Genomic DNA, 20,384 nt, shown 5'->3' with positions numbered 1-20,384 from the left:
GATTGCCGCCTCGCTGAGGGCCCGACCGTCCAGGCGTTGCCGGCAAACCGGCAACGGCCCGGTAAGTTGCCGGCAACCACCGGCAAACCCCGGCAATTTCACGACTTGGCACGGCTCTTGCTCATATAGCCGGCATGACCGTCAACGCCATTTCTGCCAGCCGGGTCCAGTCCGCGATCGCTCTTGCCAGCAGCAAGACCGGCGTCGATTTCGACTATCTGCTCGGCCAGGCCAAGGTGGAGAGCGGGCTCAACGCCAATGCCAAGGCCGGCACCTCGTCCGCCTCGGGCCTGTACCAGTTCGTCGAGCAGAGCTGGCTCGCGGTGGTCAAGAAGCATGGCGCCGAGCACGGCCTCGGCTGGGCTGCCGACAGCATCGGCCAGACGTCGGGCGGCCGCTACACCGTTGGCGACAGCGGCACCCGCAGCGCCATTCTCGCGCTGCGCAACGATCCCGGCGCCGCCTCGATGATGGCCGCCGAGCACGCCTCGGACAATAAGGACGCGCTCGAGGGCACGCTCGGCCGCGCCGCGACCGGCACCGATCTCTACATGGCGCACTTCCTCGGCCTCGGCGGCGCCAAGAAGTTCCTGTCGGCGATGCAGAGCAACCCGCAGGCCGGCGCCGCCTCGCTGTTCCCCGGCGCCGCCAATGCCAACCGCGGTATCTTCTACACCGCGGGTGGCCAGCAGCGCTCGCTTGCCGACATCTACGACAAGTTCAGCGACAAGCTCGGCGCGGCGGCCAGCAGCGTCTCCGAGACGCGCGCCGCCAACCTGTCCTTCGCCGCCCAGTCGCTCAACATGGACGGCTCCACCGTCGTCACGGGCGGCAACGAGAGCGCCGCCGATGCCCTCGCCTGGGCGACGACCGCGATGAGCCGCTTCGGGGCCAAGGGCAGCCAGGCTGCGACCAACCTTCTCCGCCCGACGCCGAACAACGCCCGGCTCGCCTACATGATGCTCGCGAGCATGGGAGCCAACATCAAGTGAACAAGCTCTTCGCCAGCGGTCGCCAGGCCGCGCTGCCGCTTGCCATTCTGCTGCTCGTCGTCGTCATGGTCGTGCCGATCCCCAAGATGCTGCTCGACGTGTTCTTCGTCGCCAACATCGCGATCAGCCTTGCCGTGCTCATGGTCGCGCTCAACGCGCAAAAGCCGCTCGATTTCTCCGCCTTCCCGACGGTGCTGCTGTTCGCCACCCTGTTCCGCCTCGGCCTCAACGTCGCGTCGACCCGCATCGTGCTGGTCCATGGCCATGAGGGCGAAAGCGCCGCCGGTCATGTCATCGAGGCGTTCGGCACCTTCCTGATCGGTGGCGACTATGTCGTCGGCATCTTCGTGTTCGCGATCCTGATGATCATCAACCTGATCGTCGTCACCAAGGGCGCCGGGCGCGTCTCCGAAGTCTCGGCGCGTTTCACCCTCGACGCGCTGCCCGGCAAGCAGATGGCGATCGACGCCGATCTCAACGCCGGCCTGATCACCCCCGACGATGCCAAGAAGCGCCGCGTCGAGGTCTCCACCGAGGCCGATTTCTACGGCTCGATGGATGGTTCGTCGAAGTTCGTGAAGGGCGACGCGGTCGCCGCGATGCTGATCCTTGCCGCCAACGTCGTCGGCGGGCTGATCCTCGGGCCCGTCAGCCATGGCATGACCATTGCCGCCGCCGCCAAGAGCTACATCCTGCTCGCGATCGGCGACGCGCTGGTCGCGCAGCTGCCCAGCCTGATGCTGTCGATCGCCGCCGCCGCGATCGTCACCCGGGTGAGCTCGGAGAAGGATCTCGCCGGCCAGATCGGCGGCCAGTTCGGATCCCCGCGCACCTGGACCCCGGTGGCGGTGATCCTCGGCCTGCTCGGCATCCTGCCCGGCATGCCCCATTTCATCATCCTGCCCGCCGCCGCCATCGCCGGTTTTGCCGCCTGGAAGCTGCGCCAGATCGAACGCCGTCCGGTGATCGCCACCGTCGAGGCGGTTGCCGCCGAGCCGGTCGATCCGTCGCGGATCGGCTGGGAAGAGGTCAATGACGGCATGCAGGTCAACCTCGACATCGGCTATGGCCTGGTGCCGCTGGTCGACGAGCGCCGCGGCGCGCCGCTGATGGGCCGGATCACCGGCGTGCGTCGCCAGCTCTCCAAGGAATTGGGTTTCGTGGTGCCGCAGTGCCGGGTGCGCGACGACATCAATCTCGCCCCCTTCACCTATCGCATCATGGTCAACGGCGTCTGCGTTGGCGAGGACCAGGTATCGCCCGACGAGATGCTCGCGCTCGATACCGGCCAGGCCTATGGCGCGCTCCACGGCAAGAAGGCCAAGGACCCGACCTTCGGGCTCGACGCCACCTGGATCCCCTCGGGCGATGCCGATGCCGCAACCGGCGCGGGCTTCCTCGTCGTCGACGCCGGCACGGTGATGGCGACCCACCTCAACCACCTGCTCGGCCAGAGCGCCAGCGAGCTGCTCGGCCCCGACGAGGTCCAGGCGCTGCTCGACGGCCTCAAGGAGCGCGCCGGCCAGCTGGTCGCCTCGCTGACCCCGCAGCCGCTGTCGCTCACCACCCTCACCCAGGTCCTCAAGGGCCTGCTCGCGGAGAACATCCCGTTGAAGGAGTTCCGTCGTATCGCTGGTGCCATCTCGGTCGCCGCCCATCGCACCCAGGACGCCGAGGAGATCATCGAACTGATCCGCCCCGAACTCGGCCCGCTGATCATCCAGAAGCTGTGCGGCGTGCGCGAGCCGCTGCGGGTGATGACGCTCGAAGGCCAGCTCGAAGGGCTGCTCGGCCAGGCCGCGCGCGCCGACGCCTCGCGCCGCCACGTGATCGAGCCCGATCTCGGCCGCCGCATCGTCGATGCCCTGCAGCAGGCGGCGCAGCCGCTGATCGCTGAGGCCAAGCCGTTCGCGTTGGTCGTCCAGCCCGCGATCCGCCTCGCCATCCGCAAGCTGGTCAAGACCTGCCTGCCCGATACGCCGGTATTGTCCTTCTTCGAGGTGCCCGAGGAGAAGGCGGTCGAGGTGGTCGCCGTGATCGGCGCGCCGCAGGCGCTCGCGGCATGAGCGCCGAACCGATGAAGCAGATGTTCGCCGGCGCGCAGCCCGCGCCCGCGCACCTCGTGCCGGAGCAGCCGCTGACCTATTCGCCGCGTCGCGCTGCTGCCAACACCGAGGCGCTGGTCCGCCAGCATCTGCCGCTGGTGCGGCGCATCGCCTGGCACGTCCATGGCTCGATGAGCAGCCTGATCGAGGTCGAGGATCTCGTCCAGGTCGGTCTCGTCGCGCTGGTCGAGGCCGCGGGCCAGGCTGCCGAACAGGGCGCGCAGTTCCGCGCCTATCTGCAGACGCGGCTGCGCGGCGCAATGATCGACGAGCTGCGCCGCCAGGCCACCACCACCCGCGGCGCGATGCGCCGCCGCCGGCAGTATGCCGCCGCCGTTTCCACCCTCACCGCACAGACGGGGCATGCCCCGGGAGAAGCCATGATCGCCGAGCATCTGGGTATCAGCGTCGACAAGCTGCGCGCCGACTACGAGACCGCCGCGGCGGTGCGCTTCGAATCGATCGACGATGTCTACCAGGACGATCTCCCCTGGTTCGCCGACGATACCCCCGACGCGTTCGAGCAGCTCGCCACCAGCGACCTGCGCGACACGCTGATCGCCGCGATCTCCAGCCTGCCCGAGCGCGAGGCGATGGTGATCCAGCTCTATTATGTCGAGGAGCTCAACCTCGAGGAGATCGGCCAGGTGCTCGACATCGGCGCCGCTCGGGTCTGCCAGATCAAGGCCGCCGCGCACGCCAAGCTCAAGCGAGCGCTCGCGAAGAAGGTGTAGCGCTTCCGCGCGGTTCAACAACGCAGCATGCAGGACCCAGGTCGCCGAGATGTCGGTCGCCTGGGTTTTTCGTATTCGGCGGGGGTGGTGCATGCGACCAGCAGCGGGCGGCACTGCACTTACCTTGTCCCGCCTTGCCCCAGTGAGCTCGTCGTCACACGATCCGAACCGCCGGGAGCGACGCTCGTCGGGTCCACCGCTGTTCCTGACTGGAGGCGTGATCGCCGCGATGCGTCCGTCATCCCACCATCTTGAGAACCACCCGCCACGTTGACGTCACCCCAGCGAAAGCTGGGGTCTCGTCATAACGAGGTCCGCGCGCGCGGAAGATCCCAGCGTTCGGTGGGATGACGGCGTGAGGAACGGCGTGACAGGCGGAAGCCGCAAGTCACCGGTCGTGCACACCTGAACGTAGAACCACCTCCACGCGCCGACGCCAAAAACCCCGGTGGCATGGAGCCACCGGGGTAATGGTGCCCCTTCTCGCGAAAGGGCCCGGTCGGCGCCGGCACCCTCTTGGGGGGCCGGTGCCGGCGCCGATACGTGCATTACTGGAGGAGCTTCAGCACGCCCTGCTGGCTCTGGTTGGCCTGGGCCAGCATCGCGGTCGACGCCTGGCTCAGGATCTGCGCCTTGGCGAGCGCGGTGGTCTCGGTCGAGAAGTCGGCGTCTTCGATCCGGCTCTTGGCGTCTGACAGATTGGTCGCGTTGTTAGTCAGATTGTTGACTGCCGACTGCAGGCGGCTTTGCGCGGCGCCGATGCCCGCCCGAACCGACGAAACCTTGTCGAGGAAGGTGTCGATCGTGTCGAGCGCGCTGCTGGCCGTGCCGGCGGTCTTGATCGAGATGCCAGTCGGGATGTCGTCGCCTACTTCAGCGAGGACGAGATCGCCCTTGTTCGGCGTGTAGCTCTTGCCGACTTCGACGAGCTTGCCGCCAACCGTGACGCCTGCGTTGCGCATGTCTTGGGTAGCCTCGAAGGGATCACCTGCGTCGGCATCCTGCACCTTCAGCGCACCCGCCGTAACATCGTCGGCCGTGGCGGCACGGGTGGTACCGGACACCAGGCTAGAAGTGTCGAGGTTGTCGATCTTGATCGTGACCTTGTCGCCGTTGTTGGCGCCGGTCTGGATGTCGAGGCTGACACCGGCGCCACCCGAGCTCTGCGTGAACAGCGACACGTCGTTAAACTTGGTACCAGTCAACACGCTCGAGATCTGCTGCGTCAGCTGATCGACTTCGGCCTGGATGTTGTCGCGATCCGACTGGCCGTAGGTGCCCGACGCCGACTGAACCGCCAGTTCGCGGATCCGCTGCGCCATGTTGGTCACTTCGCTCAGCGCGCCGTCAGCGGTCTGGGCAAGAGCGATACCGTCGTTCGAGTTGCGAACCGCTTGGTTCATACCCTTGATCTGCGCCGTCATCGACGAGGCGATGGCAAGGCCAGCGGCATCGTCTTTTGCCGAGTTGATGCGCGAGCCGGTCGACAGGCGCTCCATCGCGGTGGACAGTGCCGCATTGGCTGCGGTCGATGCATTGGCAGCGCGCAGCGAAGCGATGTTGGTACCGATGACAGTCATGAGAATATCTCCATTTGCTACGGCTTCACCGCCGCCCCCAGAGCGGAGGGCCGAGCCGTCAAATGGAGTAACGGCCGGTTACGGGGCGGCTTTAGCGAAAATATCGCAGCCTCCGGATCCTTTCCCCAGCCCCCTCCTACGCGCACGCGCGCAAGCGCATGCCGCCGGCGCGTAACGCGCGCGCGGACGCACCCGGAAAAGTTTTGCCGCCTGCAACCGATTTTAACAGGGCTTTAACCGCACTTGCCGCATTGAGAGCCTGTCCTTGGGGGTAATCAATGCGCTCGATTTTTCCTTCTGCTGCAGTCACTTCCCGCAAATACGCGCTGATCTCGAGCCTCAGGGCCCAGGGTTTTGGCATCGGTTCGTTCGAATCGGTCCAGCCTGGACCGGCTGATCTGTTTCTGATCGCCGAAGGCGAGGCCCCGCCCGCCCCGGCGCGGACGGTGATCATCGGCGAAGATGGCCGCTACGTGGTGCCGTCAAGCAACGGAAATCCCGCGCGGATCGCGTTCGGCCCGGCAGACGCTGCGGTGGGCAACGGCTTCGCCCGCGCGCTCGTTGCTGGCCCCAACCAGCCCACCGCTGCCGATCCCGAGAGCCTGGCGCTGCTCGCGCTCGCCGAACGGGTCGCGCAGGCGGACATTACGGTATTGATCAACGGCCCCACCGGCACCGGCAAGGAAGTGCTGGCGCGCGCGATCCACAACAATTCGGCGCGCAAGGACAAGCCGTTCATCGCCATCAATTGCGCCGCCTTGCCCGAGACGATGCTCGAGGCCTTGCTGTTCGGCCACCAGAAGGGCGCGTTCACCGGCGCCTCGAGCGGCGGCGAAGGCTTCTTCCGCGCGGCGGACGGCGGCACCATCCTGCTCGACGAGATCGCCGAGATGCCGCTGCAGCTGCAGGCCAAGCTGCTGCGCGTCCTTCAGGAGCGCGAAGTGGTGCCGATCGGCGCCTCGGTGCCCCAGTCGATCGACGTCCGCGTCGTCGCCTGCGCCAACCGCGATCTCCAGGCCGAGGTGGCCGCGGGCCGGTTCCGCGCCGATCTTTATTACCGCCTGTCGGTATTCCCGCTCTCCACCAAGCCGCTCGCCGAGCGCACCCAGGACATTCCCGCGCTCGCCGCGACGATGATCCTGCGCCACGCCGGCAATCGCGCGGTGGTGCCGTGGCCGACCGCCGAGGCGGTGCAGGCGCTGGTCGATTACGATTGGCCCGGCAACGTCCGCGAGCTCGAGAACGTGATCCAGCGCGCGCTGCTGTTCGCCGGCGGCGACACCATCGAGCTTGCCCATATCGTGTTCGATCGCCCGATCAGCTTCACCTTCCAGCGCACCGAGGCACCCGTCGTCGCGATCAACGCGCCGGCGCCGCCGCCGGTGTTCCTCCCCGCCGATACGGCAACACTCGGTAACGTCGTGCAGATGAGCGAATTCCAGGCGATCCGCGAAACGCTCGCCGCCTGCGGCGGCAGCCGAATCGAAACCGCCAAGCGGCTCGGCATTTCGGAGCGCACCTTGCGCTACCGGCTCGCCAAGGCACGCGAACAGGGTGAGGATCTCGCCCGCACCAACATGGCGGCCCGGGCATGAGCGGCGTTGCAGGGATCGGCGGTGCGATGAGCATCGACCGGGTGATGGCGATGCGCTCGCAGATCCTGGAGCGCAACCAGGCGCTGAGCCGCGCCAGCGCCAGCGGGTCGGTCGACAGCGCCGCCGCGACGGGCCCCGCCAAGCCGGTCAGCTTCGCCGACACGATGCAGGACGCGCTGAAGGGGGTCAACGAGACCCAGAACCAGGCCTCCACGCTGTCGGAAAGCTACGAACGCGGCGAGACCGTGGACATCGCCAAGGTGATGCTCGCGCGCCAACAGGCCTCGGTGGGCTTCGAAGCCACGCTGCAGGTCCGCAATAAACTCCTGTCCGCCTACAAGGACATCATGAGCATGCCGGTCTGATATGAGCACCGCCCTCGCCACCACCAATTCGGCACTTCCCGAGAAGTTCGCCAACCCTTTGCTCCAGATCAAGGGCGTGCTCGCGCAGCCCGCGGTACGCCGCGCGCTGCCGATGACGCTGCTCGTCGGGCTGATCGGCGCCGCCGCGCTCGCCTGGATGATGCTCGCCACGCCGACGCAGAAGACGCTGTTCACCGGCCTCACCGATGCCGACAAGCAGGCGGTCACGTCCGCGCTGACCCAGGCGAGCATCGCCAGCCATATCGACGACGGTACCGGCGCGCTGACCGTCAACGAGGACGATTTCAACAAGGCGCGGATGCTGCTCGCCGGCCAGGGCCTGCCCAAGGCGGCACCCGGCGGTTATGCGATCCTCGATTCGCTCCCCATGGGCGTCAGCCGCGCCGTCGAGGGTGAGCGGCTGCGCCAGGCGCGCGAGACCGAACTCGCCCGCTCGATCGAGGAGATCGACGCGGTGGCCGAGGCGCGCGTCCACCTCGCCATGCCCGAGGCATCGGTGTTCGTCCGCGACAATGCCGCGCCGTCCGCCTCGGTGGTGCTGAAGCTGCAGGGTGGCCGCTCGCTGAGCGACGCGCAGGTCCAATCGATCATCAATCTCACCGCGTCGTCGGTGCCGGGCATGAAGCCCGAGGGCGTCACCGTGGTCGACCAGCTCGGTGCGTTGCTGTCGAAGCCCGGCGGCAACGGCGATCCCGCCGGCGACCAGCGGCTCGAGGTGCAGCGTCACGTCGAGGACAAATATCGCCAGCAGCTGATCCAGCTGCTCACGCCGCTGGTTGGTGCCGGCAACTTCACCACCGAGGTGCAGGCCGACGTCAACCTCGACGAGACCCAGGCGACCCGCGAGAGCTACGAGAAGCAGGGCGCGCTGCGCGCCGAGACCGGAAATTGGACCGGCAACCAGGCCGCCACCGCCGCCGCGGCGCCCGGTGGCATCCCCGGTGCGCTCTCCAACACCCCGCCGCCTGCCAGCCAGCTGCAGACGCCGCAGGCCGCCAACGGCGCCAGCGGTGCCGCGCCCGGCACCGACCCGCAGCCGGTCGCCGGCGGTGCTGCACCCAATGCGGCCAAGCAGTCCGACGCGTTCCAGCGCGCCTATGACCTCGGCAAGGAGGTGTCGGTGACGCGCAATGCGCCCGGCGCCATCAAGCGCCTGTCGGTCGCGGTGCTGCTCCGTGATCCCGACAAGACCCGGCGCACCGCGATGGAGATCAACCAGATCACCGATCTGGTGAAGAGCGCGGTCGGCTTCGATCAGGCCCGCCAGGACCAGGTCACCGTGATCAGCCGCAAGTTCGCCGATGCCTCGGCCGATGTCGCCAGCGGCCCGAAATGGTATGACAATGCCTGGCTGCCGGTGCTCGCCCGCAACGCCACCGCGATCGTCATCGCCTTGCTGGTGCTACTGCTCGGCGTCCGCCCGCTCGCCAAGGGGCTGATGAAGAAGCGCGACGATGCCAATCCGGCGCTCGGCGCCCCGATCGGCGGCGCCGATGGCGCGCTTGCCAACACCGACGGCATCACCGTCGCCGACCCGGTCAGCCTCGATCGCCTCGAGCAGAGCCGCGGCACCGACGAGCGCATCGGTGCCGTCCGCGGCTTCACCCGTGACAATCCGGCGCGTGCCGCCTTGGCGGTCCGCGACATGATCAAGGCCGAAGCCAAGTGAGCACCGCCGTCGCCACCCGCACCTACACCGGCGTCGAGCGCGCCGCGGTGCTGATGATGCTCGTCGGCGAGGAGGAGGCTGCCGCCATCCTCCAGAAGCTCGAGCCCGAGGAAGTCCGCCAGCTCGGCACCGCGATGTTTGCGGTCGCCGATGTCTCCGAACAGGAAGTGGAGGACGTGCTTGACGATTTCGTCGGCCGCGCCCGCGAGCGCACCGGGATCAGCTTCGATCCGCGTCCCAAGATCGAGGCGGTGATGCACCGCGCGCTCGGGCCGGAAAAGGCCGACAGCGTGCTCGCGCGCATCACCCCGGCCGAGGCCGCCTGCGAACTCGAGCTGCTCGACTGGATGGAAGCGCCCGAGATCGCCGCCATGGTCGAGAAGGAGCATCCGCAGATCGCCGCGGTGCTGATCGCCAACCTCGATCCCGCGATCGGCGGCCAGGTGCTCGAGCTGCTGCCCGACGCGGTCCAGCCCGACATCCTCCACCGCATCGCCCGGCTCGGCCCGATCAATCCCGAGGCCGTCGAGACGCTGCGCACCATGCTCGCCAACCGCCGCGGCGGCGGCTCGTCGTCGGCGAGCGTGCTGCTCGGCGGCACGCGCGAGGCCGCCAAGATCCTGCAGGGCGCGCGCAAGGCGACCGAGCAGCGGGTGATGCCCAAGCTGTTCAAGATCGACAAGGACGTCGCCAAGGCGATCGAGGAGGCGATGTTCGTTTTCGACAATCTGCTCGACATGGACGACAAGAACCTCGGCACCCTCATCCGCAACGTCGACGGCGACATCCTCTCGCGCGCGCTCAAGGGCGTCGACGAGACGGCGCGCAGCCGCTTCCTCGGCTGCATGTCGGCGCGCGCTGCCGACGGCATCCGCGACGAGATGGAGGCGCGCGGGCCGATGAAGCTCGCCGAGGTGCTTGAAGCGCAGAAGGCGATGATTGGCATCGCGCGCAACCTCGCCAAGGACGGCACCATCGTGATGGGCGCAGGCGACGACGATTATGTCTGAGTTCGTCGCCGGCTTCGCCGCTCGCCACGACACCGCGGCGCACATCCTTCAGGCCGCGTTCGCGCCGCCGATGGGCTTTGCTGCGCGCGAGACCTGGACGCGCGAGGCGCGCGAGCCCGCCGCGTCCCGTCCGCGCCACTTCAGCCCGGCCGATCCGGCGATCAAACCTACAGAGGGCTGGGATCCGCTCGATGCCGAGGCCGAACCGAGCACCTTCATCAACCCGGTCGAAACCGCGCACGCGGCAGGCTATGCCGAGGGCCTAGCGGCCGCCGCCGCCGCGGCGCGCGAGACCGGCGACCGCGATCGCGCGCTGCTCAGCGAACTCACCGCCGCGATCGCCAACGGCCACCAGCTCGATCGCGAGCGGATCGCCGGGCAGTTGCGCCAGACGGTGATGTTCCTGGTTGCGCAACTGGTTGGCGAGGTCGGCGTCTCGCCCGAATGGCTGACCAGCCGGATCGAGGCGGCGGCCGAACTGCTTGCCGAATCGAGCGAGTCCGCGCTGCTTCGCCTCAACCCGGCCGATGTGCCGATGATCGAGGGCGGGCTGCCCAAATCGATCTTCGCCGCCGGCGATGCGACGATCTCGCGCGGCAGCTTCGTGCTCGAGAGTGCCTCGACGGTGGTGGAGGACGGCCCGGCGCTGTGGCTCGACCAGCTCGCCCAGGTGATCGACCGGATTCCGGTGCCGAGCGCATGCTAAACCGCTTCACCGCCGATTATCTGGAGACGCTCGGCGCCGCCCAGTTCCGCCCCACCCCCAAGGTATCCGGGCGGCTGTCGTCCTATGACGGCCTGCTGATGGAGGCGGTGGGATTGTCGCTCCCGGTCGGCACCGTGTGCCAGATCGGCGGCGACGCCGACGCCAAGGTGGAGGCCGAGGTGATCGGTTTCCGCAACGGCCGCACGCTGATGATGAACCTCGGCGGCCCCGCCGCCCTGCTGCCCAACGCCCCGGTGCGCCCGGTCGGCCCTCCCGGCGAGGCCGAAGTCGGCGCGGCGTTGCTCGGCCGCGTCGTCGATGGCGCCGGCAAGCCGATCGACGGCCTCGGCCCGATCCGCGGCGCTGCAAAATGGCCGCTCGCCGGCAAGCTCCAGTCGCCGCTCGATCGCGGCCGCGTGCTCGAGCCGATGGATGTCGGCGTGCGCGCGATCAACGGCCTGCTCACCATCGGCCAGGGCCAGCGCGTCGGCATCATGGCCGGCTCGGGCGTCGGCAAGTCGGTGCTGCTCGGCATGATGGTCCGCGCCGCCAAGGCCGACGTCATCGTCATCGGCCTGATCGGCGAGCGCAGCCGCGAGGTCGCCGATTTCCTCGAGACCAAGGTCGCCGGCGCCGCGCGCCAGCGCTCGGTGGTGGTCGCCGTGCCCGCCAACCATTCGCCGGTGCTGCGCATCCGCGGCGCGCTGCGTGCGACGGCGATCGCCGAAGCCTTCCGCGACGAGGGCAAGAAGGTGCTGCTGATCATGGATTCGCTGACCCGCGTCGCCCATGCCGGCCGCGAGATCGGCCTCGCGCTCGGCGAACCCGCCTCGGCGCGCGGCTATCCGCCTTCGGCCATCGCCATGCTGCCCAACCTCATCGAGCGCGCCGGTACCGACGTGCGCACCGGCGGCTCGATCACCGCCATCTACACCGTGCTCGCCGATGGCGACGACGGCAACGATCCGGTGGTCGATTCCGCCCGCTCGATCCTTGATGGCCATATCGTGCTCAACCGCCACCTCGCCGAGCGCGGCGTCTATCCGGCGATCGACATCGGCCCCTCGGTGAGCCGGGTGATGACCGATATCGCCGATTACGAGCATCTCCAGGCTGCGCGCGTGCTGCGCCGGCATCTCGCCACCTATGAGGAAAACCGCGACCTGGTGCTGATGGGCGCCTATCGCCCCGGCGCCGACCCGCAGATCGACAATGCCATCGCCGCCCACCCGGCGGTGATGGAATATATCAAGCAGGATGCCGACGCGAATGTCTCGCTGGCCGATTCGATCGCCGAGCTGACCGGCGTGTTCGGTGGCTGATCCGAAGAAGCTGGCGCGAATCCACCGCGTCCGCACCCTCCAGCTCAACCTCAAACATGCCGACGAGGCGCGCGCGCGCGAGAAGTTCGCCAGCGAGGCGACGCTCGCCCAGCGCATCGGCGCGCTCGCCGATGCCGTCTCGCCGACCCCCGAAAACGCGCTCGGCGCGTCGCTCGGCGCGGCCGCGCATTTCCGCGAGCGTCTCCACAAGTCCGCCGCCGCAGCGCAGAATCGCGTGCTCAACGCCGAGGTGTTCGTCAGCCGTGCCGCCGAGGCGACCCGCGCCGCCAAGCGCGACCAGACCGCGGTGGAGAAGCTGATCGACCGTGCCCGCGCCCAGATCGCGCTCAAGGACATGCGCAAGCTGGAAGAAGCGCCACCCGCCCGGAGCAAACGGCACGATCCTTGCTGAGTGACGGGCGAACAGTCCGTTCCACGTGAGAAGCCGCATGATCAACGCCGCCACTGCCATCACCCCCACCCTCGCCGGCCAGCCGGCGGCAGGGGTATCGGGCGCGGGCGGCGATCTGTTCTCCCTGTCCTTGCTGGCGATCACCGCGCCGCCCACCGCCGACACCGCGAACGCCGACCCTGCGGCTGCCGCGGCCGTCGCCGGGCAGGATGCTGCCGCGGGCGGCAAGATCTTGCCGACTGAGGCGGCGACGCTCGATCCTGCGCTCGCCTGGCTTCCCGCGGTCAACATCGCGGTGCCCGCCCCGATGGCGGTGGCGGTGCCGACCGACGATCAGCCGGCCATGCCGGTGCGCCTTGCCGACACTGCCGTGCCTGGCAACCCAGTCCTTGACCCCGGCGCCCGGTTCCGCAGCAAGCCAGCGCCAGGCACCGGCGAACAGCCTGCCCCGTCCCCCGAGGACGACACGCAGGGCGAACACGCGCAGACCGACCCGTTGCCACCGACGTCGACGCCCATCATCGTCGCGGCGCCCGCCACGCCCATCGCCCCGCTGCCCGCGCAGACGACCGCCGACGCCACGGTCGCGCCGCCGCAGGAGCAGACGCTCGACGCCCCGGCAGGCACGAAAATCCGATCCGGCAAGGCGCGCCGCGCCGCAGCGCCGGTCTCCGACCCGGCAGCGCCGTCGCCTGCCACCACCGCTGCGCCCGCCGCCAACATCGGCACAGCGGCGAAGGCACGGCCCACGACCACCGCGACCGACTCCACGGCTCCAGCAGCGTCGCCGGCACCGACGAGCACGGCCGCCGATCCGTCGGTAGCCGGCGTCACCGTGTCGCCGCCGCCCGGCGCGGCAACGCCGGAAGCCATCGTGGCGGCGCCGATGCCGCTTCCTGCCGCGGCGGTCGCGCTCACCATGCCACCCGTCGACGCTCCGGCCGCCCGGACCGCGGCGGTCGCGGCGATCCGTACCAGCAGCTCGACCCTGGCCATGGCCGCCGCCACACCCTCGCCGGCCCGATCGGAGCCGCCCGCATCGGCGGTCCCATCCGCCGACCTGCTCGACCCAACAGCGCCGCGCGCGCCACGCACGCCCGCGGCTGCGGCCCCGCCGGCAAGTTCCGCCGCGACCCGTTCGCAGACCCAGGCAATTGTCACGCCAGCGGCATTGCCCGCCGACGACGGCAACGGGGCGATCGCGGCGGCCATGCTCGCGTCTGCCGGCCAGCGCCCGGCGGGTCAGGCGCAGGTCGTTCAGCCTTCGCTTGTGGCGAGCGGATCGCCGGTTTCGGGTTTGCGTGACGCGACGCCGTCGCCGGCAGCAACTATTCCGCCCACCGTCACCACGGCAACGGCTTCCTCGATCCAATCGGCCGTTCGCGATACGCCGGTCGAGGCAGCGATCGTCACACCCGCGCCCCTCGACCTGCCGCCGATCCGCGGCAATCGTCGCACCACCGCCACCACGGTCGCTGCGGCCGCCGCCGTGCAGAATCCCGTCGCGGCAGCCGGTCTCGCCCAGGCGGTGTCACTGGCCGCCGCAGCCAGCCCCGTGCCGTCGGCGGGCGTGAGCCTGTCACCCACAGCAGGCACCCCGGTTGCCGGCCCCAAGGCAGACCGCCCGTCGCTGGCTGGCGCCGCGGCACTGCCGACCGCTGCCGCCAGCTCGGCTCCGCGTGGGACCACGCTCGCCAATGTGGCACTAGATGCCGCACCCGTGGCCGCTGCTGCGGCGCCCGTCCCTGTCGCGGGTGGCGTGCCGCTGCCAGCAGACCCGCTCGCCCCGGCAACCGCGGTGGCCGTATCCTCGTCCACCGCCACACCCGTTGCCGGCGATCAGCCACGCTCGAGCTTCATCCGCGATGTCTCCGCCACAACCGCGCCGTCGGTGGCGCTGGCGCCGCAGCTGCCGCCCGCGCCACAGCCCGTCGCGGGGACCACCGCGCCCGCGCTCCAGGTGTTCGGCGCCGCGATGCACGCCGCCGTCGCCGCGGACGAGCGCCGACGCGAGGCGCCCGGCGATGCCACCGCGACGCTCACCTCCGCCGTCACCGACGTGCGCCAGGCCGTCTCCGCGACGGCCGATGCCCAGCAGGCCCCGCTCGACATGCGCCAGGAACGCTGGCCGCACACGATGATCGACCATATCGAGCGGCTGCGCGACGCCGCCGATGCGGTCGATACCAGCATCCGCCTGATCCCCGATGCGCTCGGCACCATCGACGTGTCGGTGAAGAAGGATGGCGACACCGTCCACGTCCATTTCGCCGCCGAACAAGCCGCCACCCGCGCCATGCTCCAGGACGCGCAGCCGCGGCTTGCCCAGGCGGCCGAGGAGCGCGGGCTGCGTCTCGGCCAGACCGCGGTGGATGCCGGCGCGTTTGGCCATCAGCCCGGCCAGGGCCAGCCGCAGCGTCAGGCCGCCGGCCAGCCAACTCCAACGCCCGCACGGGCCACCGCAACGCCCGCCAACGACACCGAGGCCGATGCCGCCGACGCTGGCCGCATCGCCTGATCCGCACCAACCTATCGACCCGAAGGACTGAACCATGAGCGACAAGCCAGACGACGCGCCCAAGAAGAAGAAGGGCGGCCTCAAGAAGATGCTGATCATGGGCGTCGCCCTGATCGTCCTGGTCGGCGGCGGCGTCGGCGCCGGCGTCTACGCCTCGAGCGCCGGGCTGATCGGCGGACACCACGGTGGGGCCGCTGCCGAGGAGCACGGCCCCAAGCTGGTGCCCAAGACCGAGCAGAAGCGTCCTGCCGCCGGTGGTGAAGGTGGCGAAGGTGGCCATGGCGCCACGACGAGCGGCAAATCGGTGCCGAGCGGCAGCGGCGGCGATCAATATGCCTCCAACTATTTCGCGATGGACCCGCAGTTCACCTCCAATCTCAAGGATTCGGTGCACGTCATCCAGGTCGGCATCGCTGTCTCGACGCCGTACGACGACACGGTGATCGAGAACCTCAAGACCAACGACATCGCGGTGCGCTCGGCCGTGCTGATGGCGCTCGGCGACACGCCGGAGGAGCAGGTGTTCGACTCCGCGGGCAAGCAGCAGCTGCAGGGCCGGCTGGCGAAATCGATCAACGCCGTTCTTCAACAAAAAGAGGGCTTCGGCGGCATTAGTAACGTCTACTTTACCAATTTTGTTGTTCAGTGAGTCATGGTTAACGCAGCAGCAGACACCGAACGACGGACGCGTGATCGCACCCCAGCCGCCCATGCGAGCGGGCTTGGCGCGACGCAGCTCAATCCGTTCGGCGATCTTCACACGCTGCAGCATCTGTCGGCGCGGCTCGCGCGCAGCCTGCGCGGCGTGTTCGAGCCGCTGCTCCGCCAGGAGGTGCGCGCCTGGGCCGAGCCGCTCTCGGTCCAGCGCTTCGCCGATTACCGCGCCGAGCGCACCGACGGACTGACCGCCTGGCTGCCGATGATCATGTCGCCGCAGGGCGCGACCGGCCTGTGCGTGCTCGACGGCCATTTCGTGTTCGAGCTGCTCGACCTGTTCTTCGGCGGTACCGGCTCGGTGCCGCCGGTGTTGCCGCCCGAATTTTCGCCTGCGGCCGAGGCGCTGGTCACCCGGATCGGCGCCAGCATTGCCGGGCCGCTCGGCACCGCCTGGGAGCCGCTCGCCAAGATCGATTTCACGCCGACCCGTGTTGAAGTGAACCCGGCGATGCTCGCAACCGATGCCGACGATGCGATGATCGTCACCCGCTTCGGCATCGCCGCGGGCGAGCATGCGCCGGTGTTCATCGACCTGCTCTATCCGGTCACCGCGCTTAAGCCGCACGCGCCGACGCTCACCGGCAAGGTGCTCGACAAGGCCGAGGCCAATCCTGCGTGGCGCACCGCGCTGACCCGCGCGGCGATGAACGTGCGCTTCCCGATCCGCTCGGTGCTTGCCGAGCCGGTGGTGCCGCTGTCGCTGCTGATGAACCTCAAGGCCGGCGACGTCATCCCGATCAGCTTCGGCCCCGACGTGCCGGTGATGGTCGGCGGCGATTGCCTCGGCAAGGGCACCGTCGGCACCTCCAACGGCCACGCCGCCGTGCGCCTCACTTCCATCGCGATTCCCGAAGGACAAGATTCATGAACGACATGGCCGGTGGATTTCCGGTCGACTCCGCACTGGCCGCCAATTTCCGGCTGCTGCAGGATGTCGACGTCAAGCTGACGGTGGAGATCGGCTCCACCCAGCTCACCTTGCGCGAACTGCTCGCGCTCGGTGAGTCGAGCGTGATCGAGCTCGATCGCCAGGCCAACGAGCTGCTCGACGTGTTCGTCAACGGCACGCTGATCGGCCGCGGCGAGGTGGTCACGGTCGGCGATCGCTTCGGCGTGCGCATGACCGAGCTGGTCTCGCCCGACAAGTCCGTCGCGGCGCGCGGCTGAACTCTCGATGCTCTGGTCGTACATCCTCAAGCTCGTCATCCTGCTGCCGCTGGTCTGCGGCCTGATGATCGGCTGTCTCTATCTCTGGCGCCGGCTCGAAACCCGGATGCCGGGCAAGCCCTCGTCGCGGCTGATCAACATCCGCGAGACGATGATGATCTCGCCGGGCCTGCGCCTCGCAGTGCTGGATTTCGAGGGCAAGCGGCTGCTCGTCTCGGTCGGCCGCGGCGGTGTGACGCTGGTCGACAAGGTCGATGGCGGCGCCGATATCGCGCCGACTCCCGAACCGCGCGGCGACGCGCCGGTCCGCAAGCCGTTCGAGCTGCCCAAGTTCGATCTGGGGCGCGGCCGGTGAGCGTCACCATCACCCGCCGCGGCACCGGTCCCGCGCTGATCCAGCAACGCACCGCCGCGCCGCGCTCGCGCAACCTCAAGTGGCTGTGGATCGCGCTGGCGCTGATCCTCGCGATCGTGGTGGCGATGCCCGCCTTCGCGCAAGCCGCGCCCGCCGCCGCGCCGGCCCCCGGCGTCGGCGACGCGGTGGACCGCGCGCTCGGCCAGCTCTCGGCGCAGGGTGGCGCCGGCGCCGGTGCGGGCGTCGGCCAGTCGGCGCCGCTGTCGCTCAGCCTCCAGGTCCTGATCATCATGGGCCTGCTGACGATCCTGCCGGGCATCCTGCTGATGATGACCAGCTTTACCCGGATCGTGATCGTGCTCGCGGTGCTCCGCCAGGCGCTCGGCCTCCAGCAGACCCCGCCCAACCAGGTGCTGATCGGGCTGGCGCTGTTCCTGTCGCTGTTCGTGATGGCGCCGACCATCAGCCAGATGAACACCCAGGCGATTCAGCCCTATGCCGCCGGCCAGATCGCCGGCACCCAGATGATCCAGGCCGCCGGCGCGCCGCTGCATGATTTCATGACCAAGCAGACCCGGATCAAGGACGTCACGCTGTTTGCGCAAATGGCCAAGTCGGGCCCCTATGCGAGCCCCAAGGACATTCCCTTCGCGGTGCTGCTGCCCGCGTTCGTCACCTCCGAGCTCAAGACCGCGTTCCAGATCGGCTTCCTGATCTTTCTGCCGTTCATCGTCGTCGATCTCGTCGTCGCCACCGTGCTGATGGCGCTCGGCATGGCGATGCTGTCGCCGACGATCATCTCGCTGCCGTTCAAGCTGCTGCTGTTCGTGCTTGTCGACGGCTGGGCGCTGACCATGGGCAGCCTCGCCAACAGCTTCGCGACCTGAGGACCTGATACCGATGGACGCCGATTATTTCCTCACCGTCGCCAATCAGACGATGTGGGTGCTGGCGCTGGCGACGGCACCGATCCTGATCCCGGCGCTGCTCGCGGGGCTGATCCTGGGCATGATCCAGGCCGCGACCTCGATCAACGAGCAGACGCTGTCGTTCGTCCCCAAGCTGCTGGTGGTCGCGGTATCGATCATGATCTTCGGCAGCCTGATCCTCGGGCTGCTCAGCGACTTCACCATCGGCATGTTCGAGCGCATCCCGGATCTGGTGAAGTAGGGTCGATGCTCGGCTTCGGCCTCGCCATCGAGGGCCAGTTGTGGACCCTCATCTACGTGATGATCCGGATCGGCGCGGCCTTCGTGATCGCGCCGGTGTTCGGCGCCGTCGCCATCCCGCTGCCGGTGCGCGTCTCGCTCGCCGGCGCGATCGGTATCCTCGTGCTCAGCGTCCACCCGGTCGTGCCGCCGGCGCAGATCTTCACGGTCGTCACCATCCTGTCGATCGCCGCGGAGGCGCTGACCGGCATGGCGATCGGCTTCATCCTGCAGATCGCCTTCGCCGCGCCGATGATTGCCGCCGAAATGATCGGCGGCTCGATGGGGATCGGCTTCGCCTCGTCGGTCGATCCGCAAAATGGTCATTCCAGCCCCGCGCTCGGCCAGTTCTTCTCGGTGATGATCACGCTGCTGTTCCTCTCGGTGAACGGCCATCTGGTGCTCGTCGAGATGCTGGTGAAAAGCTATGACGTGATGCCGCCCGGCTCCTGGCTCGCGGTGCCGCGGTTGCGCGAGATCGCCTTCTTCGGCGGCTACATGTTCCTCGCCGGGCTGCTGCTGGCGCTGCCGGTCGGCTTCCTGTTGCTCTGCCTCAACCTCATCGTCGGCATGCTCAGCCGCGCCGCGCCGTCGCTCAACCTGTTCGCGGTCGGCATGCCCGCCAGCCTCGCGGTCGGCGTGATCGCGATGGCGGTCGCCTTCCCGGCGATGGGCGATTACATGCTGGTGATCATCCGCGAGGGCCTCGCCGCCACCGAATCGCTGGTACTCGGCTGATGAGCGACGAGGGCGGCGAAAAAACAGAAGCACCAACCCAGAAGCGCAAGCAAAAGGCCGCCGATGACGGCAATGTGCTGCGCTCAAAGGACTTCGCCACCGCGCTCGTCGTCCTTGCCGGCGTCGCCTGGTTCATGCTCTTCGGCCCATCGCTCGTATCGGCGTGCAAGGCGCTGATGGCGGCGAGCTTTCAGTTCGATCGCGGCGATGTTGAGGATTTCTCACCCTGGCGCGCGCTGTCCGAGGCCGGCTACAAGCTGGTGCCCTCACTGGTCAGCCTGCTCGCGATCAGCCTCATCGCCACGATCGTCAGCTCGGCGGGGCTTGGTTCGCTGCGCTTCAACGGCAGCCTGCTCGCCCCCAAGGCGAGCCGGATCAACCCTGGCTCGGGGCTCAAGCGGATCATCGGCCCGCAGGGTTGGGTGGAGCTCGGCAAGTCGCTGCTCAAGGTGGTGCTGCTCGGCGTGATTGGCGGCTACATGCTGTGGAAGTCGAGCCGCACCACGCTCGGCCTGTCGTCGTCCAGTCTCGGCGACGCGGTAGGCGCGCTCGGCGGCACCTTCATGTCGGTGATGATCGCGATGAGCCTCGGCCTCGTCGCCATCGCGATGTTCGACGTGCCGGTGCAGATCCTCCAGCTGTTCCGCAAGCTAAGGATGAGCAAGCAGGAAATCCGCGACGAGCATAAGGAGAGCGAAGGCTCGCCCGAGGCGAAGGGCCAGCAGCGCGCGGCGATGCGCGCCATGGCCACCCGCGGCTTCCGCAAGGCGGTCACCGAGGCACATGTGGTGCTTACCAACCCGACCCACTTCGCGGTGGCACTGCGCTACGAACGCGGGATCGACCAGGTGCCGGTTGTGGTCGCCAAGGGCCGCGGCGCGACCGCGCTCGCGATCCGCGATCTCGCCGGCGAACACCGGGTGCCGATCCTCGAATATCCGATGCTGGCGCGCGCAATTTATTACACCAGCAAGGAAAACCAGGAGGTCCGCGACGATCTCTACACCGCGATCGCGACCGTGCTCGCCTTCGTGTTCAACCTCAACGCCCAGGCCGGCGGCAGCCCGCCGCCGATCGAGGTCCCGCAAGGCGCGCGGTTCGACGAAAATGGCGTGGAAATTCGTTAAAGATTCGCCGGCTGCGGCCGTTACCAGTTATGAAGCGCGGGGA

21 protein-coding genes are annotated in these 20,384 nt (G+C 68.7%); 19 read left to right on the top strand and 2 right to left on the bottom strand.

Annotated elements, in window-relative coordinates; genetic code table 11:
- Positions 1-134 precede the first annotated feature (134 nt).
- The 3 genes from AC07M8_RS06710 to fliA are packed head-to-tail and all read left to right on the top strand — an operon-like array spanning position 135 to position 3,831.
- Positions 135-992 (top strand): lytic transglycosylase domain-containing protein, encoded by an 858-nt coding sequence (locus AC07M8_RS06710; protein WP_495173590.1) that lies wholly within the window; start codon positions 135-137, stop codon positions 990-992.
- A complete protein-coding gene (gene flhA, locus AC07M8_RS06705; protein WP_495173589.1) occupies positions 989-3,058 on the top strand; it encodes a flagellar biosynthesis protein FlhA in 2,070 nt (689 codons plus the stop codon). Before AC07M8_RS06710 ends, flhA begins: the two co-directional genes overlap by 4 nt.
- On the top strand, positions 3,055-3,831 hold the full coding sequence (gene fliA, locus AC07M8_RS06700) for an RNA polymerase sigma factor FliA (protein WP_495173588.1): 777 nt from the start codon (positions 3,055-3,057) through the stop codon (positions 3,829-3,831). The genes flhA and fliA overlap by 4 nt, the downstream gene beginning before the upstream one ends.
- Before the next feature lie 548 nt (positions 3,832-4,379).
- On the opposite strand, the gene AC07M8_RS06695 is transcribed toward fliA, so the two are convergent.
- A complete protein-coding gene (locus AC07M8_RS06695; protein WP_495173587.1) occupies positions 4,380-5,411 on the bottom strand; it encodes a flagellin N-terminal helical domain-containing protein in 1,032 nt (343 codons plus the stop codon).
- A 136-nt stretch (positions 5,412-5,547) separates the two neighbouring features.
- Positions 5,548-5,865 carry a hypothetical protein gene (locus AC07M8_RS06690; RefSeq protein ID WP_495173586.1) on the bottom strand — a complete coding sequence of 106 codons (318 nt, stop codon included), beginning with the start codon at positions 5,863-5,865 and terminating at the stop codon, positions 5,548-5,550.
- Here AC07M8_RS06690 and AC07M8_RS06685 point away from each other — a divergent pair.
- Genes AC07M8_RS06685 through flhB form a run of 16 tightly spaced genes read left to right on the top strand, consistent with a single transcriptional unit; the run spans position 5,858 to position 20,341 of the window.
- Complete coding sequence (locus tag AC07M8_RS06685) at positions 5,858-7,006, top strand: sigma-54 interaction domain-containing protein (protein WP_495173585.1); 1,149 nt, start codon at positions 5,858-5,860, stop codon at positions 7,004-7,006. The two genes, AC07M8_RS06690 and AC07M8_RS06685, sit on opposite strands and share 8 nt — an antisense overlap.
- On the top strand, positions 7,003-7,371 hold the full coding sequence (fliE, locus tag AC07M8_RS06680) for a flagellar hook-basal body complex protein FliE (RefSeq protein WP_495173584.1): 369 nt from the start codon (positions 7,003-7,005) through the stop codon (positions 7,369-7,371). Before AC07M8_RS06685 ends, fliE begins: the two co-directional genes overlap by 4 nt.
- Before the next feature lies 1 nt (position 7,372).
- Entirely contained in the window at positions 7,373-9,061 is a 1,689-nt protein-coding gene (fliF, locus tag AC07M8_RS06675) for a flagellar basal-body MS-ring/collar protein FliF (protein ID WP_495173583.1), read from the top strand.
- Positions 9,058-10,071 carry a flagellar motor switch protein FliG gene (gene fliG / locus AC07M8_RS06670; protein WP_495173582.1) on the top strand — a complete coding sequence of 338 codons (1,014 nt, stop codon included), beginning with the start codon at positions 9,058-9,060 and terminating at the stop codon, positions 10,069-10,071. Before fliF ends, fliG begins: the two co-directional genes overlap by 4 nt.
- Positions 10,064-10,777, top strand: coding sequence for a FliH/SctL family protein (locus AC07M8_RS06665; RefSeq protein ID WP_495173581.1), 714 nt, complete (start codon positions 10,064-10,066; stop codon positions 10,775-10,777). The genes fliG and AC07M8_RS06665 overlap by 8 nt, the downstream gene beginning before the upstream one ends.
- Entirely contained in the window at positions 10,771-12,099 is a 1,329-nt protein-coding gene (locus AC07M8_RS06660) for a FliI/YscN family ATPase (RefSeq protein ID WP_495173580.1), read from the top strand. The genes AC07M8_RS06665 and AC07M8_RS06660 overlap by 7 nt, the downstream gene beginning before the upstream one ends.
- Positions 12,092-12,511 carry a hypothetical protein gene (locus AC07M8_RS06655; protein ID WP_495173579.1) on the top strand — a complete coding sequence of 140 codons (420 nt, stop codon included), beginning with the start codon at positions 12,092-12,094 and terminating at the stop codon, positions 12,509-12,511. The genes AC07M8_RS06660 and AC07M8_RS06655 overlap by 8 nt, the downstream gene beginning before the upstream one ends.
- A 37-nt stretch (positions 12,512-12,548) precedes the next feature.
- On the top strand, positions 12,549-15,029 hold the full coding sequence (locus AC07M8_RS06650) for a flagellar hook-length control protein FliK (protein ID WP_495173578.1): 2,481 nt from the start codon (positions 12,549-12,551) through the stop codon (positions 15,027-15,029).
- 34 nt (positions 15,030-15,063) lie between these two features.
- Positions 15,064-15,678: a flagellar basal body-associated FliL family protein gene (locus AC07M8_RS06645; protein ID WP_495173577.1), complete on the top strand. Its 615-nt coding sequence runs from the start codon at positions 15,064-15,066 to the stop codon at positions 15,676-15,678.
- A 3-nt stretch (positions 15,679-15,681) separates the two neighbouring features.
- On the top strand, positions 15,682-16,614 hold the full coding sequence (locus tag AC07M8_RS06640) for a flagellar motor switch protein FliM (RefSeq protein ID WP_495173576.1): 933 nt from the start codon (positions 15,682-15,684) through the stop codon (positions 16,612-16,614).
- Positions 16,611-16,913, top strand: coding sequence for a flagellar motor switch protein FliN (fliN, locus tag AC07M8_RS06635; protein ID WP_267397209.1), 303 nt, complete (start codon positions 16,611-16,613; stop codon positions 16,911-16,913). Before AC07M8_RS06640 ends, fliN begins: the two co-directional genes overlap by 4 nt.
- 7 nt (positions 16,914-16,920) lie before the next feature.
- On the top strand, positions 16,921-17,268 hold the full coding sequence (locus AC07M8_RS06630; protein ID WP_267397210.1) for a FliO/MopB family protein: 348 nt from the start codon (positions 16,921-16,923) through the stop codon (positions 17,266-17,268).
- Positions 17,265-18,155: a flagellar type III secretion system pore protein FliP gene (gene fliP, locus AC07M8_RS06625; protein ID WP_495173575.1), complete on the top strand. Its 891-nt coding sequence runs from the start codon at positions 17,265-17,267 to the stop codon at positions 18,153-18,155. The genes AC07M8_RS06630 and fliP overlap by 4 nt, the downstream gene beginning before the upstream one ends.
- 13 nt (positions 18,156-18,168) lie before the next feature.
- Positions 18,169-18,438, top strand: a complete 270-nt coding sequence (gene fliQ / locus AC07M8_RS06620) for a flagellar biosynthesis protein FliQ (RefSeq protein ID WP_267397212.1) — start codon at positions 18,169-18,171, stop codon at positions 18,436-18,438.
- A gap of 5 nt (positions 18,439-18,443) precedes the next feature.
- Positions 18,444-19,214, top strand: a complete 771-nt coding sequence (fliR, locus tag AC07M8_RS06615) for a flagellar biosynthetic protein FliR (RefSeq protein WP_267397213.1) — start codon at positions 18,444-18,446, stop codon at positions 19,212-19,214.
- A complete protein-coding gene (flhB, locus tag AC07M8_RS06610; RefSeq protein ID WP_495173574.1) occupies positions 19,214-20,341 on the top strand; it encodes a flagellar type III secretion system protein FlhB in 1,128 nt (375 codons plus the stop codon). The genes fliR and flhB overlap by 1 nt, the downstream gene beginning before the upstream one ends.
- Positions 20,342-20,384 lie beyond the last annotated feature (43 nt).

This window comes from Sphingomonas sp. GW821-FHT09E03, assembly GCF_059416225.1.
The sequence above is the reverse complement of the archived record's forward strand: the minus strand, read 5'-3'. Positions and strand labels throughout refer to the sequence as shown.